The sequence below is a fragment of the Colwellia sp. MB02u-6 genome (assembly GCF_014077095.1).
GTDB lineage: Bacteria > Pseudomonadota > Gammaproteobacteria > Enterobacterales > Alteromonadaceae > Cognaticolwellia.
This window is the reverse complement of record NZ_JACGVG010000037.1, coordinates 201,378-218,676: the sequence shown is the minus strand read 5'-3', so window position 1 is coordinate 218,676 and position 17,299 is coordinate 201,378. Positions and strand designations below refer to the sequence as shown.

The window sequence follows — 17,299 nt, the reverse complement described above, 5'->3', positions numbered from 1 at the left end:
AAAGTGTCACACTTTGCGTTTTTTGTTAATCAGGACTAAAATCGTTTTTAATATTCTTTATGCGCTCTTGATGCCGATGATTCGCCTTGTGTGTGGCAACTAAAAACACAGCAACAATCGCAATTAATAGTGCTAGAATTTCAGGCCGTAATAAAGCATTTAACCATTCCATTGGATAACCTTTTTGTCGTGAGTTACTTATTTCTACTTGTTGATCGTTCCTTGCTTATTCTTCGAAGTAGGTACCCCAACCATCATAGTCAACCTTACATTTTTTTGCTAATTCAAACATCGTTTTTGTTTCATCAAAAATAATATCAAAGTCTAAAGCTTGTTCGGTCACAATATCGAAAGCAAAAACTTTCTCTCCGTTTTCTAATTCGGCCTCTTCTGGCTCTTCAATTTCAAAGCCGCTTTTAAATGCAGTAATCGCCGCTTTTTCTAGAATATCAAAATCTCCACTGGAAAAATGATGTTCAATTGTATGGTGAACTTCTTCATTTGTACCATCTTCAACTAGTGTAGCGATCAATTGTTCGGTATGTTCTTGCCATTGTTGCAATGCTTCATCAATCATCATTTTATCTCACTTGTTTGCTTATCTGGCGAATTTTGCTCATCTACTTGTGGTAGTTTATGGCCTGTTTCAATATTCAATTGTTCGATTTTCACTAGCATATCGCTGCGGGTTTTATTAGTGATGTTGCGAATTTTATCTTTATCTTCACTAGACAAATATACCGGCGGTAAAAATTCAACAATCATTTTACCGTTATCCCAACGATTTAAGTCTATGGTTTTATGACTGTTGCTTGCACAAACAGGAATGATCGGTACATTAGCTTTTGCCGCCGTGCGAAATGCGCCTGATTTAAAAGGTAATAAACCACGGCCATAACTGCGTGTGCCTTCTGGAAATAACCAAACAGACAACTTTTTTTCACGAATTTTTCTAGCGGTAGTATCGATAGTATTCATGGCTTTATTTTTATTTTTTCTATCAATTAAAATATTACCCGTTAGCCAATACATTTGACCAAAAAAGGGGATCCATTTTAAACTTTTCTTGCCAACACTAACCGTTCCGGGTTGAACCGCACTACTGACGGTGAAAATATCATAGCTATTTTGATGATTACAAATATAGACCACAGGGCCGATATTTTTTGTCGACTCAGGTATTCTAACCTCAACCTCTAAACCTAAAATTTTTGCAACTTTGCCAAGATAATTAGCCGTATGATGAACATTGTCGCGATGAAATGGCCTAATCAAACAGAATAAAATTGAACAAACACAGATGATAACTAAAGCAAAAGTCATCAATATGACACGAATAACTGCTAACAAAAGACATTCCTATAAAATTTACCAGGCGTGATTATACCTGTAATTAATAAAATAGCTAAACCTACCACTAATTGTTATCGCTAAGCGACATTAAGATACTTAACACTGAACAGATTCAGTAGAATTTAGTCGCTGCAGTTTATGTAAACTGGATTAACGAGCAACCTGAATTTCACGATATTTCTTATAAAGTAATTTTAAGTAGTCATATTCAAATGCTGAACCCGAGCCGTAGTAGCGAAAAGGTAATCTGGCTCTAGCATCAATACTGTTCAGTAGTGAAAGATAAAGTTCCTCTTTAGATTTCATCCCCAGTTCATCCATAACTTCTTGATCTGCTAAGCCATCAAAGACAAGACCGCTGGCATCACGCAGTGACGAGGGTCCCAACAGAGGTAAAACGAGATATGGTCCGGCCTTCACGCCCCAAAACCCTAGTGTTTGACCAAAGTCTTCATCTTGCACGGCTAAACCCATGGGTGTTGCAACGTCGATTAACCCTACTAAACCTAAAGTTGTATTAACAGCGAAACGACCTAATGTTTCGCCAGCCACTGATAATTTAAACTGCAATAACGAATTGATAAACGTTGATATTTCAGCCAGGTTATTAAAAAAATTACTCAGCCCAGTTTCAACAACATCAGGGGTGATTTGCTTATAGCGCGTCACTATGGGTAATAAAACGTATTCATCGGCTTTAGCATTAAAATAATACATACGGCGATTAAACCCCTCCCAAGGGTCAGTATAAGCACTCATCACACCAAGTTCTGCCAGATTATCTGGTATCGCAATGATCGGTGTTATCGCCGTATTCTCTAATTTTGGCTGTGAAGAGCAGGCTAATAATAAAAAACACAAGGCAATAAGGAATAACCTAGAACACTTATTTGCAAGCATTGGCATTAATTTAGCCCTCATTGAAACGTAGTCTGTAGATGCTGAACAAAACTGAGTCTATCGAGGTTGCCACAGTGTCCACCACGAGGAAAAATTTTCGCCCTATCAGTAAAAATGCTCTGCAAATACTCCACCTCGCCGGCCTGTAAAATAATATCGTCTTGATTGGTGACCAAATAAATTTTATCTGATGCGGTTAAATAATCTTCAATGGCATGTAGGCTGTAACGTTCGATCAAATCAGCTTTGGTGATGCTGGCATCTTCACGCTGAGCTCTGGGTAACATGGCACGGTCAAAATAATTACCAAAGGTGATATCACTGGCACGTTGCATTGAATGCGTTAAACTCTCAAGTTTGCTTATCCTGTGGTTTTTATAGGTGATTGCGCCCGTATTAAAACTAACATCGATGGCAAATATCATATCTGATGACGATATTCTAAACGAGGCGCCAATTAATAATTTTAATTCGGCTTCAGTTAAGGCAACATTTTTAAATAAACTAAATATTGAGCCTTGATCAAATTTTGAAGACCGTTGTGCTGAGTAAGCAATGGAAAAGCGGGAAAAAATATCATCCAACATAGCAACCGCCGCTGGTCGATTGTCACCTAGATCAAAATAGTTGTCTAAAATACTGACTGAGTTATATAAACTAACCGGTGGATTGATCAGCAGCACTTTTTCAAAATTAAACGCCTGTTTCTCTTCATCAAGCAGCGCTATAAATGCTGAATGCGCACCACCTAAGCTGTAACCAGTAAGAGAAAATGACAATGCCTCTACTGCGTCTTGAGCTTGAACTTGTGCCCAAACTAAATTCATCACCTGATATAAATATTCTGCGTCATGCGCTAAATCACCCGGCATGTATTGGGTGTTAGGTGAGTTAACAATAAAATTAGCAAAGGTTGGCGATGACAATGAGATAACATGATAACCCTGCTGAAAAAAACTTTTTTGCAGACTGAGCATTTTCACACTATCGTAGCTCGCTCCCGTACCAGCAATAATAAAAATTAATGGTGCACTCACCTCTTGCTTTATTAACGAGTATTTCATTTTTTTGTTAAACCAAAATACCTCAGAAATTTCATTTAACGGTTTAATCGTTATACTTTTATTAATAATTTCTAATGACTCTGGTAGCTTAGCAGCCGCTTCTTGGCAGAAGCCGGTAACGGTTGCTTGATAGGACGAATAGGCTAAATCGCATACTGGTTTACTAACCACAACTTCATCTTGTTTACTGCTACATGCTGCTAGCATTATAATGAGTAGTACACTCAAAATACGCACTGGTTTCTCCCTAATCCTGTGTGTTTAAAAATTTGATACCTATAATAAACCTACTCATGCCAATCAGTTTCTAAGTGGCAGCTAACATAATGAATAGGCTATAAAGTCAAACATTCGCTGTGACGTGTTTTATAATTTTATCAATGAAATTTTCAGTGAAATTGTGCAGACTGATCAATAGTTAATTCTCTCACTAAATATCTTATATTATAAATATCACAACTAGTTGTAAAGTCGTTCATCGTCTCAAATTACTGATGCTAATTTGAACTACTGATGGTTCATCTCAGCCATCAAAAATAAAAAACCAATTCAAAGTTATTGAATTGGTTTTTTCATCAGGTATTTAATGGCTAGTAAAGCGGGTCTTTAAAAAAGTTCTTCAGCTATGTCAAACATCGCACTTTGGCCTGATTTTGCTGAGGCGATCAACGACTGAGTACGGGGTAATAATCGGGCAAAGTAGTAACGAGCAGTGCGTACTTTACTTTCATGAAAAGTTTTATCATCGCTAGCAGCCAGTGAAACTTCTGCCATTCTAGCCCAAACATAAGCCATCGCCGTATAACCAAAGACGTGTAAATAGTCATTGGCCGCACAACCCAGTTCTTCTGGCGAAGTCTGTGCTGCGGTTAACAAATATTGCGTTAATTCTTCAAGTTCATCTGTGGCCTTAGCCAAAGGTTGAGTAAACTCTTGCATAGCATCAACTTTATCCGCTTGCATATAGTCACGTACTTCTTCAAGAAAGACTGCCACAAATTTGCCTTTACTACCGGCCACTTTACGGGCTAACAAATCCATAGCTTGAATACCGTTAGTGCCTTCATAAATTTGTGCAATACGGGTATCTCGCACTAACTGCTCTTGTCCCCATTCTCTAACGTAACCATGACCTCCAAAAACTTGTTGACCAGCAACGGTATTTTCAAAGCCAAGATCAGTAAAAAACGCTTTAGCAATTGGGGTCATTATAGCAACAAGTTGATCCGCTTTAACTTGCGCTTCACCCGTACCATAAGTCGCAATGTCTAATTGCATAGCCGTATAAGTTGATAAGGCCCGTGAACCTTCATTTAACGCCTTCATGTTTAACAACATGCGACGAACATCACCATGTACTAATAACGAATCAGCTTGGGCATCAGGTGACTTAACACCAGATAAAGAACGCCCTTGAATTCTATCTTTGGCATATTCTAAAGCATTTTGATACGAGCGTTCTGCTGCACCTAAACCTTGGATACCTACACCAACTCGTTCAAAGTTCATCATAGTAAACATGCAGGCTAAGCCTTTATTGAGCTCACCAACTAAATAACCTTTAGCACCATCAAAATTCATCACACAAGTAGCTGAAGCATGAATACCCATTTTATGTTCGATAGAACCACAGCTTACATTGTTTTGTTCACCGATCGACTCATCATCATTAACATTGAATTTTGGTACCAAGAATAATGAAATTCCACGAGGTCCAGCGGGAGCATCCGGTAATTTAGCTAACACTAAATGGATAATATTCTCCGTCAGATCATGCTCACCGGCGGTAATAAATATTTTTGTCCCTGACACTAAATAACTGTCATCAGCTTGTGGCACAGCTTTCGTTCTGATCATACCTAGATCAGTACCGGCATGGGCTTCAGTTAAGCACATGCTTGCACACCAGTCGCCAGCATAAATGCGCGTTAAATAACGACTTTTTAATGCTTCACTACCGTGCTTTGCTAATGACAGGCCAGCGCCAGCGGTTAAACCTGGGTAAAGTGAAAATGAAATATCAGCCGAACATAACATTTCTTCATGAAATGCGGTCAACATTTTAGGCATGCCCATACCGCCAAAGTCAGGGTCTCCACCTAATGAGGTCCAGCCACCTTCAGCATAGGTTTTAAACGCTGCTTTATAGCCGGGTGCTGTGGTGACTTTACCCGCATCGAAACTAACCCCAACTTCATCACCATTACGCGACAAGGGTGCTATTTCTTGCTCTGCAATTTTGGCACAACCTTCCAAAATTGCTTCGGCGGTATCTCGGTCAACCCGATCAGCTAATGCCGGTAATGACTGCCACAATTTATCAGCATTAAATACGTCATATAACAAAAAATTCATATCTTTTAAAGGTACTTGATAGTCAGCCATCACATTCTCCAAACAGGTAATTTAAACGATTAATTAAAACACTCGTTTGAATATATAGCAAAGACAGTAAAAGTAAAAGTAAAATGATTAATTCGCCAGTCATTAAAAATTAACCTCAGACCGTTTTCATTGATTAGAGTAACGACTTTATAGCTAGTAAAAATAAATAAATACCAAGTATTTATTTAATAACCTCTTGTTATAATTATTAAATAAAAAACAAAACAGTGGCTTATTTTAACCAGCAAAAATGCTCACAAAGTTAATCAAATTGGTATAAGCTTGAGGTGGTGATATTTAACGATAAAGGTGAGTGGTGAGATTTTTTGGGGCAGTGGTTATTTTAATATTATGCTTTGCGACTATGACGTCGGCCAAGCAACTTGATTTTAATAAAACAACAACCGATGAGCATGTGCAATTTAACTACCAATGGCTAGACCAAGCTCGGCAACCACAATCGTTGAGTTTTGCTATTGATAAAATGGCTTTATTTGATCGCTTTAGAAACTTTAAAAGTTATAAAGCCAACCACGCTAGAAAATACGTTAATCAGCAGATGAAAAAACAACTAACACAACAGCCTATCACTGATGTCAAAGTTACATTTTTAGGTCGTGGTAATAATGTACAAATGGAACTAAAAAGTGAAAATAAAACAGCGCTTGACCAAGCGTATCTAAGCATAGCGCAACTTGAAAAAGACTTTATGAATGAGCATTTAACCCGTAACTATTATACTCAATTTGTTGCTTATGATAACAGCTTAGCCATTAAGCCCGATCATGTTCGCTTCGCACAAGAGTCATTTACTGATCTTTCCGTACTAAAAAGCCTTATTTTAGAACGTGTTGGTGAGGAAAATGTCAGAAAGGTTAGTAATTATGTGCTTGGATTTATCCAAAACATTCCTTATGCAACGTTAGAATCTAGGGTCACATCAACTGGCGCGGGATTTAATCCGCCGCTGCAAATACTTTGGCAAAACCAAGGTGATTGTGACAGTAAAGTAACCCTAACTGCTGCTATTTTTAGAGCGCTAATGCCACGTATAAAAATGATGTTGGTTTTTATCGATAATCATGCCCTAATCGCGATAAATATTCCAAGCGAAGGTGATGAGCTAACCATCACTATCGATGGCCTAGACTACATTTTAGCTGAGCCCACTGGCCCAGCAATGATGCGTATTGGAGAAGTATCAGCAAGTGCTGAGTTTGCCATACGCAATGGCCGCTATTATGCCGAAGCTTTTTTTGCCAACCCTAGTACTTAGTATAAACGCAATTAATTGGATGTTTTGACGAGTTGCGACAAAATACTATCGCGCAATCCCTTTAGGCTAATAGGCTTAGCAATATGCAAATTCATACCCACCGCTAAGCATTGCCGCTTGTCTTCTTCATGGGCATGAGCTGTCATGGCGATAATAGGTAAGCGGTTATATTGTGGTTTAGCGCGAATATGCTTAGTGGCGGTTAATCCGTCCATGATGGGCATTTGAATGTCCATCAAAACAATATCAATATTTTCCAGTGGTAATTTGTCTAACGCCTCTTGACCATTTTGTGCAACAGTCACTTGCGCCTGCATGGACTGCAATAATTTAACCGCCACCAATTGATTAACCAGATTGTCTTCAACCAACAATACTTTCAATCCAGCTAGACTGCCTGCTTTTGGTTGTAAAGCATCAAGATCATGACGGTTAGTCGTCATCTGATTATCCTTTATGGCGTCATTTGATGAGAGCCGACAAAGCTCCTTGGCCAACTTAGTAATAACGTTTCGGTATAATGGCATTTCAAGCAACAAGTAGTTAATACTATTGTGGTTTAATTGCTCAAGTAGCTTAGCTGAAATAACACTGGCTATTGGCTGACATAACGCCAGTACGGCGACCTCTTGTTTTATTATATCTAATTCACTTTTCAACAAATGTTGCGGATACTTGCTACTGTCGATAAGTAATATTTTATGGGTTTTAGTATTAGCTGTTTTTAGCGCTGAAAAACTTGAAATATCTACCACAGCTTGCCCAATATCAGTAAAATTTTCTCGTAATTTTTCAGGTATATTTACCGCTAAATTCAGCACAGTACTGGTCGAAAGTTGCGGTCGAAACTTAGTTAAGCAACGTTCAGAGTAACGGGTATCGCAAGCCAGCATATGGGGTGTATTCATAGGTAAAGCTAAGGTAAATTCAGCGCCTTGGCCTAAGGCACTGTCAATGGTGATTTTTCCACCCAGTAAATGCGCAATATGTTGGCATATTGATAACCCTAACCCTGTGCCACCATAAACTCGGGTCATCGACTCATCTGCTTGTTTAAATGCTTCAAATAAGCCAGTTTGTTTTGATTTCTCTATACCAATGCCGGTATCTTTCACCGTAAATAACACGGCGATATTTTTTGTTTCAGCCAGTGTGTTAATGGGAGAAGATAATGAGACGCTAAGAGCGACGTTGCCTCGCTCAGTAAATTTAATAGCATTATTAAGTAAATTACTCAGCACTTGCACTAAACGCATAGTGTCAGTATGAATGGCTAATGGCACTTGGCTATCAATGGAAACACTTAAACTTAAATCTTTGCCAACTAGTGCTCCAATATTAAGATTAAGTGCTTGCGATACAATACTTTCCAGCCCAGTCAGTTCTTTATGTACAGACATATTTCCTGACTCTACCTTGGCCAAATCAAGCAATTCGTTCACTAAATAAAGCAAAGTATTTGAAGCGGTTTGAGCATTACCTAAATATTGCTCCTGAGCCTTATTTAAACGCGTTTGCTGTAATAGAAAAAACATCCCTTGCATGGCATTTATTGGCGTACGAATTTCGTGACTCATATTCGCCAAAAATTGACTTTTAATTTGATTGGCTTCTTCAGCTTGATTTTTCGCACGCTGCAGGGCTTGGTTAATCTTAAATTGCTCACTCACATTACGAATTAAAATAATACTGCCAAGTAATTCATTAAACTCACCATAAAACGGCGCTTGATAAATTTCATAGGTATTATGCCCAGTCGACACAGTTTGATTATGCGCCAAAAATGCATGACCTCGCTGACTTTGACTAATACTCTGCGCCACTTTTTTGCTGATATCCGCCGCAATAAAATCAATCATTTGGCCACCTAAAATATCAACTTCTTTTCGTAAGACCCGTTGTTCAACTGCCTGATTACAACCAATTAAAACGCCTTGTTGATCGTTAAATAAAATATAGTCTGGAATCGCATCCATCACTGAGCGTAACAGCGCATAGTCACGCTGATGTTGCTCACTTTTATGTAATAACGCTTGAGTTTTTTCTTTTACCCTCAAATCTAGCTCAATGTTTTGATCCGTTAAACGCTGCATTAAACTGCGATTTTGGCCAAATAAATCTTCGACAATGTTAAACCAGTGGCGCCAACCAGCAGAGGGTTTTATTTTACCGGGATCGCCCGCTGAACAATATTCAACATGCCTGATGAATTTTTCAGCGGGCCCAATAAATAAGCGATAGGTAACGTAATAGAACACAACTAATAAACTTAAAAAACCAAAACAAAGACTGACTAGTATCGACAAAAAACGCTGATTAATCGTAGTATAAAAATTTCCTTTACGATGATACTCTAATAAAACCCAGTCATTAATAACCAACTTCTGCTGCTGAACAATCCAATCACCAACTTCAGCACTTGGCAAAATATTGAGTAACGATTGATAACTGAACTGGTCTAATGGCGACGGTGCAGTGCCACTAAAAGCGGTTTGTGCATTTAGCGGAATATTGCTGTTATTTTTATGCAACAAAACATGACTTTGCGTATTAACAATAATATAGCCGTGATCAACTTCGGTTACCTCGGGCAAATAGTTATATAAGCCCGAGGTATTCATATTAATGAGCACCGCCCCTTTCATCTCATGGTCTAAATATACCCCCATACCTAGCATGGTATTTAAACCTTTACCCGCCGAGTCAACATCAGGCCGCGCCCAAAGCTTTTCATCCTCGTGCTTTGAAGCTTTTATCTTCAGCATTAACTCATTACTTAAGCTTTGATTATTGTATTGCCAGATACTTCTAGGTAACCAAGGATATAAATTAACAAAGCCTTGCATTGAAATGTAATACAGCCAGTTAGCTTCTTTGATTGACTTTTTTGCAGTAAAAAATGCCGGCGTTAAAGCATTGGCCATAGTTAACTCATGCAGCAACGATTGATTAAAAGTGTCAATACGACCAACGCCGGTAATATTACCGCTCATAATATGATTATTAGTGCTTAAATTTTGTCGGTTTTTATCAAGGTAAAAGTAATCACCTTCTTGTCGCAAAGACGGCGTCTTACTGGATAATTCTGCCGGAAAACGTAAATAATATTCGGCTAAATCGCGTATACCCGTGAGGGTTTCTACTGTATCGGTCAGTTTATGATTAAGCTGCGCACTATATTCACTCAGTTTAGCTAATCTATAGTCTCGATAATCTTCGCGGGCAAGATTATAATTAAAAGAGATAATAATAAAAGTCAACAGCATAAGACTGGAAAAAATCACAATGACTAATGTATTGTAGTTGTGGAAAAGTTGCTCTTTTGAATTTTCTGCTAACACTAACAAGTCCTAATAATGATATAAAGGCAAGTGCGCTAAAATTTAGCTCATCAGAAGATTACCTTTAACCTAATAACCTAATAACCTAATAACCTAATATTAAATCAAACTACCGACTGAGGACAGCACTGAAAAGGTTAACCGTGATATTGTAAAAAATGGATAACATCACCGTAGCACTAAATCTTCATAGATTTTCTTCCGCAAATGACGCTAAACGACTACGAACAACGCCATTTAAATTGATGTTACTGCTACCTGGAAAGTTTTTAAAACGCTCAACAATGTAAGTCAAACCGGATGTTACTGCAGTTAAATAGTTACTATCTATTTGTGCTAAGTTGCCTGAACACACTATTTTTGTACCTTCACCACAACGGGTAATAATGGTTTTCAATTGTGAAGCTGTAAGGTTTTGACATTCATCAAGTAGCACCAGCGTATTTTGAATACTGCGACCACGCATAAAATTGACAGACTTAAACTGAATGTTCGCTTTATCAATAATATAGTTAAGACTAGCATTCATATTTTCATCTTGTTTGTGCAACACTTCTAACGAGTCGGTGATTGCTGCTAACCAAGGTGCCATTTTTTCTTCTTCAGTACCCGGTAAAAAACCAATTGATTCTGCGATTTCAGGGGTGCTACGGGTGACAATGATTTTATCATAAAGCCCGCGTTCAATCACTTGTTCTAGCGCGGTTGCCAAGGCAAGTAAAGTTTTACCACAGCCAGCTGGGCCAGTAAGAATGACTAGATCAATCGTTGGATCAAGCAAGGCATCCATTGCCATACCCTGATAGATATTTTTTGGATGAATACCCCACGCTTGTTTTGCCATTAAACGTTCACGACTCAAATCGGTTATCGCTAAGTTTTCATCGTCAAACCCGGTAACTTTGCCCGCAAAGTGATCGCCTTCGTCAATCAGGTATTCATTAATATAGCCATTAGGCAGTAAATCACGCTTGATATAGTGCGTGGTATTACGCCCCTCTGTTTCACTTTCACAGTCATGGACCTGTTGCCAGAAATCACCCGGAAATTGATGATAACCTTTGGTTAAAAACTTAATATCATCGATGAGTTGATCCGTACGGTAATCTTCAACAAAAGCAAGTCCAGCGCCTTTTGCCTTTAAGCGCATGTTAATATCTTTGGTGACTAGCACCACTTTATTATCTGGGTTTTTAGCTTGTAAATAAATCGCACTACTAATAATACGATTGTCATTTTCATTAAAAGACAATTTCACCTGACTCTCGTCTAAGGCATAATCGTTGAAAATAGATAAACAGCCACTGGGGTGTAGGTCATCGTTTTGCGGCAATTTAACGCCAGCTAGCACTTGTTCTGGTGTGGCATTAACCAAGGTATCTTCAAGCGCTCTGATCGCTACTCGCGCATCACGACTGACGTCTTTGTGGCGGTCTTTGATAGAATCTAACTCTTCTAGTACCGTCATCGGCACCAACACATCATGTTCTTTAAAAGAGAGGAAAGCGAAGGGTTCGTGTAATAAGATATTGGTGTCTAAGACATAAATAATTTTATTTGCTGTCATATGAAATTCCTCTCACAAGTTGAAGGCTGCACAGTATTGTTGCTTAAAACTGCTGCTAGAAACCACAAAAGTTGATAATTCATCTAACGAAAAAAATGTCATTACTTGTTCTTTTACCATAGCGTTACCATCATAAAAAGCTGTCATAAAAAGCCACTATAAAAATAATTCTATTCAAAGCTTTGCTCTTAAGCTTATAGCCACTTTGACAGCTTACTTCCCCGCAAGCAAGCGGCTTGTTGCGGGTTAAGTGCTAAGTCATAGTAATCATTATGGGAATAAAAAAGCTCTATTACTAAAACAAAACTCAATTCTATAAATTTAAAACAAAAAAAGTCTCCTTTTAAGGATTTATTTAATGATCACTTCTATGATTAACGGTACTATAGCGCCCTTTTTTTGGCGTGCATTTTTTGCGCGAGTTATTGAGTTGGAGTTTTTTTCTATGTCATTTTACCCTGGACAACGCTGGATTAGTGATAGTGAGTCAGATCAAGGACTAGGTACGGTTACCGCTGTCGAAGGTCGTTTTGTTACTATCGTGTTTACGGCGACAGGGGATGCAAGACAATACGCCATAGATAATGCCCCTCTAACGCGAGTAATTTTTAATACGGGCGATAGTATTCCAAGCCATGAAGGCTGGTCACTTAATGTCGAGTCTTCTCAAGAAGACAAAAACTTACTAACTTATTTTGGTACTCGACAAGACACAGGTGAAGCCTGCTCGTTAAAAGAAATGATGATTGATCATTTCATTAAATTCAATAAACCTCATGACCGTCTGCTGAACGGCCAAATTGATCGCCTAGATTGGTTTCGCTTACGCAAAGATTGCTTACAGCATCAATTTAGCCAACAACAATCTGATTTAACTGGCCTTAGCGGTGGCCGTGTGAGCCTCATCCCACACCAATTATATATTGCTGAAGAAGTCGGTAGTCGTTTTGCACCACGCGTTTTATTAGCCGATGAAGTAGGGTTAGGTAAAACCATCGAAGCGGGTTTAATTATTCATCAACAGTTGGTCACAGGGCGCGCTAAACGTGTGCTGATCATAGTACCAGAGTCATTGATGCATCAATGGTTGGTTGAAATGTTACGCCGATTTAATTTGTCATTTAGTATTTTTGATGAAAGTCGCTGTGAAGAAATCACCGCTAACAGCGAAGATGAAAATCCCTTCAGCTCTGAACAACTGGTGCTGGTCAACCTGGGTTTTATTACCAAAAACCCTCGTTGGTATGAAGCTATTATGGATGAAGAATGGGACTTGATGGTGGTTGATGAGGCTCACCATTTAAACTGGCAGCAAGATAATGTCAGCATTGAATACCAATGTATTGAACAGTTAGCGCAAACTATTCCTGGGGTTTTATTGTTAACAGCAACACCCGACCAATTAGGCCATGAAGGTCACTTTGCCCGTCTGCGTTTACTGGATCCTGATCGATTTTTCGACTATCAAACATTCACCGAAGAAGAGCTGCATTATACCGAAGTCGCCAATGCCGCCAACACTTTGGTTACCGATGAGCCATTAGCGACTGAACAAATAACCACCTTGACCAACTTATTGCACGAAGCTGACGTTAGCGCACATATTGCAGCGATAAATCACCAAGAAGAAGCCACTAAAAAAAATGCTCGCCAGCACATTCTTGACCAGCTTTTAGATCGTCATGGCACTGGCCGTATATTATTTCGTAATAGTCGCAACACCATTAAAGGTTTTCCAGGTCGTGAATTACATGCCACGCCACTGGTGATGCCAGAAGGCTATCAAGACTCGATCAATGAACTATTATTGTCGGGCACGACTGAAGATTTAAAGTCGCAAGCACAAGCAAAGCTATTATTTACTCCCGAAATATTGTTCAGCTTAGATAGTCATGAAGACTGGGTTGATATTGACCCACGCGTTGACTATTTAATCGCACTATTACAGTCATTGAAAAAAGAAAAGGTGGTGGTGATTTGTGCACATGCACAAACAGCAATCGACTTGGAAAACGCCTTACGGGTTAAAGAAGGTATGCGTGCGGCAGTATTTCATCAAGGCTTAAGTATTTTTGAACGCGATCGTGCGGCCGCTTATTTTGCTCAAGATGAAGATAGCGCCCAAGTGCTACTGTGTTCTGAAATTGGTAGTGAAGGACGTAACTTCCAATTTGCTCATCATTTAGTGTTATTTGATTTACCGCGTAACCCTGATTTACTTGAACAACGTATCGGGCGTTTAGACCGTATCGGTCAAACAGAAACTATTCGTATACATGTACCATATTTTGAAGAGTCAGCGCAGAGCTTACTGTTTAATTGGTATACACAAGCGTTGAACGCCTTTGAACATACCTGCATTACCGGTCACTCGGTGTTTAAAGCCTTTGGTGACAGCTTATTTGAGCTTGCGCTTAGTGCCAGCTGGGACTCTAGTGAAGCACAACGCTTGATTGAGCAAAGCCATGAACAGCATCTGACCATCAAACAAGATTTAGAAACCGGTCGTGATAAACTGCTTGAGTTACATTCTTCTGGCCAAGGTAAAGCGCATGCTTTAGTGAAGAAAATAGCACAACTAGATCAACAAATTCATTTGCCACAATTTATGTTTCAGCTCCTAGACGTTTTTGGTATTCAACAAGATGATAAAGCAGATAACGCCATTGCCCTGCAACCTTCTGAACATATGTTATGTGCCAACTTTCCGTGTTTACCTGAAGACGGCACCACCATTACCTTTAATCGTGACACCGCTTTAGCGGTTGAAAATTATCAGCTGATTACTTGGGATCATCCTATGGTGCGCGGCGCGATGGAACTTGTACTCTGTGATGAAATTGGTAACGCTAGTATTGGTGTATTGAAAAACCCAGCACTACCTACTGGCACATTTTTCTTAGAGTGCATATTTACCTTAGCAGCTATCGCACCGAGCAATTTACAACTAGGGCGTTATTTACCCACTACGCCTATTCGTATATTAGTTGACAAAAATGGCAATAACCTCGCTGATAAAGTTAGCGAAACCGTATTAGATCAACAATTATCGCCCGTTAAAAAGCAAGTGGCATTACAGTTAGTTAAGGCACTTAGAAGCCAAGTAACTCCGCTAGTCGCCAAAGCAGAAGACCATGCCGAGCAGCAAGTTGATTTGATTCAACAAAAAGCGCTGAAAACTATGCACGCAGCGATGGATGAAGAGCATCAACGCTTAACCGCGTTAAAAGCGATCAACCCAAGTGTGCGTCAGCAAGAAATTGACTTTATTCTTATGCAAAAAAAGGCCTTGGCTGAATATATTGAAAAAGCCAAAATTCAATTTGAAGCGGTGCGTTTAATTGTGGTCAGCAACTAAGTTATTACAGACTAGAAGTTAAACACTTAAAAGCTATTAAAAAAGACCATCAGGCTGTGCATATTGTGTCGCCTGATGGCTGGCTTACCACGGTTTAAAATACAATGTTCAAAAATACAAGCATTTAAAAGGAAAACAATAAAATGGCTGCTAACCCTGACTTTATTTATCAGCCTCAAATGCGCCCCTACCTTGATATTATTTATCACGACAATGATATTGTGGTCGTCAATAAATCCAGCGGTTTATTGACCGTATCTGGCCGTTTACCTGAGCATCAAGACTGTTTAGAAAGTAGAGTACACAAAGTATTGCCCACGGCGACCATTGTGCATCGATTAGACATGGCGACATCAGGCATTATGGTTATGGCACTTAATAAACCTGCGCATGTGGCTATTAGTCGCCAGTTTGAAAAACGCTTAACGCAAAAAAGCTATATCGCTCGGGTCTTTGGTAAGATTGAAAAAGCCCAAGGCTCTGTTGAGCACCCCCTAATGGGTGATTGGCCTAATAGACCAAAACAAAAAATAGATCATCAACAAGGTAAGGCGGCATTAACTCATTATAAGGTATTAAGTCATCGCCAAAATATTGATGGTCAAACTAGCACCTTAGTTGAGCTGACACCCATAACAGGACGCTCTCACCAGTTGCGCGTGCATATGCTGTCGCTTGGTCATCCAATACTCGGTGATCGACTTTATGCCCACGAGCAAGCATTGGCTATGAGTAGCCGTTTACAATTGCATGCCCAAATGCTACAAATAAGCCACCCAGTGACAGCGCAAACCTTAACATTTTCAAAAGCCTGTCCGTTTGATTAATACCAAGAGCGGCGATAGTAAATTAAAGAAAGCCCCACTAGTGTCGATAATATCACTAGAGCCGGTTTTGTCGCTCTTAATGATCAGTTATTGATGATCAGTTACTGATACTAAATGTGCAGTTATTGCTCAGTCACTCGTTTGAGGAAGTTTGCTTTTTATGCGCTTAAACATACGCCCATTATTTTTGTATATCGCGTTAACGGCCTTAAGTCTATTAGTTAACAGCGCGCACTCATTGGCAATGGAGACTGCTCCGCCTGCAAAGCAAACTGATAACACGAGCTCAGCGGCACCAAAAAGTACTGAAGCTGACATTAACAATGAAACTGAAGCTAGCACTGCGCCAACAAAGTCCAAAGAAAATAACCAGCCCAATAAAGTAATCATCAACGCACCTGTTGATGCTTTTGAACAGCAGCAGCAAGATATTAAACACTACTTAGCGCAAGAAAAAATAATGCCATTACTTGTTGGCCCTGACCGCTACCTTACAGTCATTAACGAACACACCACGGCAATTAATAAAGGCGTGATGGTGTTAATTCCTGATTGGCAACAAAGCATAGCAACACCTAATGCGCTCAATCAGCTAAGTAACAATATGCCACAACATGGCTGGACCACCATTACCTTGCATCCCCCGCATAAACCGCAAAGTTACCCTTCACAAGCCTTAACAGCGCAAGAGCGTAGCACTGAAGATATTGAGACCTTAACAAACTATGAGAAAAAATTTGCTGATGTTATGCAAGCAGTCATTACAAAAGCGAAAAGCTACCCAGGCGTCATTATTGTGGTAGTAGAAGGCAATCATAGCGCCGTATTACTGAATATCTATCAACAAGCATTGGTGGCCGCACCCAGTGCTTTAGTGATGCTCAGTAGTTATATGCCGACCTTGCCCGAAAACGATCAAATTGCTCAACAACTAGCGCTAACTGATTATCCTATACTCGATTTATATTTGCAGCGCGATCACCATTTAGTTCTGGCAAGCGCAAAAATGAGAAAAGATTTTGCCCAAAGAGCCATGAAAATATATTACCGACAAAGACAATTAAGTAATCAAGCTACGGGTTACTATCCAAAGCAAACCTTAACCAAAGCTATTATCAGTTGGCTTAGTGCGATGGGTTGGTAATTAGAAGAGGCTATCAGTTTGAAGTGATAAGCTGTCAGTAAAAATAAACGCCAACGGCATGTTGGTATTGTCTGACAGCTTTAA

12 protein-coding genes are annotated in these 17,299 nt (G+C 39.4%); 4 read left to right on the top strand and 8 right to left on the bottom strand.

All coding sequences use genetic code 11. The annotated features are described in order from the left end of the window. Positions 1 to 25 precede the first annotated feature (25 nt). The 6 genes from H4J46_RS14855 to H4J46_RS14830 form a co-directional block, all read right to left on the bottom strand. On the bottom strand, positions 26 to 172 hold the full coding sequence (locus tag H4J46_RS14855) for a hypothetical protein (protein WP_182234219.1): 147 nt from the start codon (positions 170 to 172) through the stop codon (positions 26 to 28). Positions 173 to 226: 54 nt separating this feature from the next. Further along, positions 227 to 580, bottom strand: a complete 354-nt coding sequence (rraB, locus tag H4J46_RS14850; protein WP_259365890.1) for a ribonuclease E inhibitor RraB — start codon at positions 578 to 580, stop codon at positions 227 to 229. Continuing rightward, the gene (locus tag H4J46_RS14845) at positions 577 to 1,350 is read right to left on the bottom strand and encodes a 1-acylglycerol-3-phosphate O-acyltransferase (protein WP_182234218.1); all 774 of its coding nucleotides are present in this window, start codon (positions 1,348 to 1,350) and stop codon (positions 577 to 579) included. Before H4J46_RS14845 ends, rraB begins: the two co-directional genes overlap by 4 nt. 153 nt (positions 1,351 to 1,503) lie before the next feature. After that, complete coding sequence (locus H4J46_RS14840) at positions 1,504 to 2,259, bottom strand: VacJ family lipoprotein (protein WP_182234217.1); 756 nt, start codon at positions 2,257 to 2,259, stop codon at positions 1,504 to 1,506. An 11-nt stretch (positions 2,260 to 2,270) separates the two neighbouring features. Then, a complete protein-coding gene (locus H4J46_RS14835) occupies positions 2,271 to 3,554 on the bottom strand; it encodes an alpha/beta hydrolase (RefSeq protein WP_182234216.1) in 1,284 nt (427 codons plus the stop codon). Between the two features lie 369 nt (positions 3,555 to 3,923). Beyond that, entirely contained in the window at positions 3,924 to 5,702 is a 1,779-nt protein-coding gene (locus H4J46_RS14830; RefSeq protein ID WP_182234215.1) for an acyl-CoA dehydrogenase C-terminal domain-containing protein, read from the bottom strand. 316 nt (positions 5,703 to 6,018) lie between these two features. Between H4J46_RS14830 and H4J46_RS14825 the strand changes: the two genes are divergently transcribed. Further along, on the top strand, positions 6,019 to 6,978 hold the full coding sequence (locus H4J46_RS14825; protein ID WP_182234214.1) for a hypothetical protein: 960 nt from the start codon (positions 6,019 to 6,021) through the stop codon (positions 6,976 to 6,978). Between the two features lie 11 nt (positions 6,979 to 6,989). On the opposite strand, the gene H4J46_RS17580 is transcribed toward H4J46_RS14825, so the two are convergent. Both H4J46_RS17580 and H4J46_RS14815 read right to left on the bottom strand, forming a co-directional pair. Next, positions 6,990 to 10,319 (bottom strand): ATP-binding protein, encoded by a 3,330-nt coding sequence (locus H4J46_RS17580; RefSeq protein WP_182234213.1) that lies wholly within the window; start codon positions 10,317 to 10,319, stop codon positions 6,990 to 6,992. Between the two features lie 187 nt (positions 10,320 to 10,506). Continuing rightward, positions 10,507 to 11,886, bottom strand: coding sequence for a PhoH family protein (locus H4J46_RS14815; protein WP_182234212.1), 1,380 nt, complete (start codon positions 11,884 to 11,886; stop codon positions 10,507 to 10,509). 445 nt (positions 11,887 to 12,331) lie between these two features. Here H4J46_RS14815 and rapA point away from each other — a divergent pair, with 445 nt between their 5' ends. The 3 genes from rapA (at position 12,332) to H4J46_RS14800 (ending at position 17,215) form a co-directional block, all read left to right on the top strand. Further along, on the top strand, positions 12,332 to 15,244 hold the full coding sequence (rapA, locus tag H4J46_RS14810; RefSeq protein ID WP_182234255.1) for an RNA polymerase-associated protein RapA: 2,913 nt from the start codon (positions 12,332 to 12,334) through the stop codon (positions 15,242 to 15,244). Positions 15,245 to 15,387: 143 nt separating this feature from the next. Beyond that, positions 15,388 to 16,071, top strand: a complete 684-nt coding sequence (locus H4J46_RS14805; RefSeq protein WP_182234211.1) for a pseudouridine synthase — start codon at positions 15,388 to 15,390, stop codon at positions 16,069 to 16,071. 160 nt (positions 16,072 to 16,231) lie between these two features. Further along, complete coding sequence (locus tag H4J46_RS14800) at positions 16,232 to 17,215, top strand: DUF3530 family protein (protein WP_182234210.1); 984 nt, start codon at positions 16,232 to 16,234, stop codon at positions 17,213 to 17,215. The last annotated feature ends 84 nt before the right edge of the window (positions 17,216 to 17,299 follow it).

Coding starts and splice junctions, on each gene's coding strand:
- H4J46_RS14800 (WP_182234210.1), top strand. CDS start 16,232: ATGCGCTTAAACATACGCCCATTATTTTTGTATATCGCGTTAACGGCC.
- H4J46_RS14830 (WP_182234215.1), bottom strand. CDS start 5,702: ATGGCTGACTATCAAGTACCTTTAAAAGATATGAATTTTTTGTTATAT.
- H4J46_RS14840 (WP_182234217.1), bottom strand. CDS start 2,259: ATGCCAATGCTTGCAAATAAGTGTTCTAGGTTATTCCTTATTGCCTTG.
- H4J46_RS14815 (WP_182234212.1), bottom strand. CDS start 11,886: ATGACAGCAAATAAAATTATTTATGTCTTAGACACCAATATCTTATTA.
- rraB (WP_259365890.1), bottom strand. CDS start 580: ATGATGATTGATGAAGCATTGCAACAATGGCAAGAACATACCGAACAA.
- H4J46_RS14855 (WP_182234219.1), bottom strand. CDS start 172: ATGGAATGGTTAAATGCTTTATTACGGCCTGAAATTCTAGCACTATTA.
- H4J46_RS14805 (WP_182234211.1), top strand. CDS start 15,388: ATGGCTGCTAACCCTGACTTTATTTATCAGCCTCAAATGCGCCCCTAC.
- rapA (WP_182234255.1), top strand. CDS start 12,332: ATGTCATTTTACCCTGGACAACGCTGGATTAGTGATAGTGAGTCAGAT.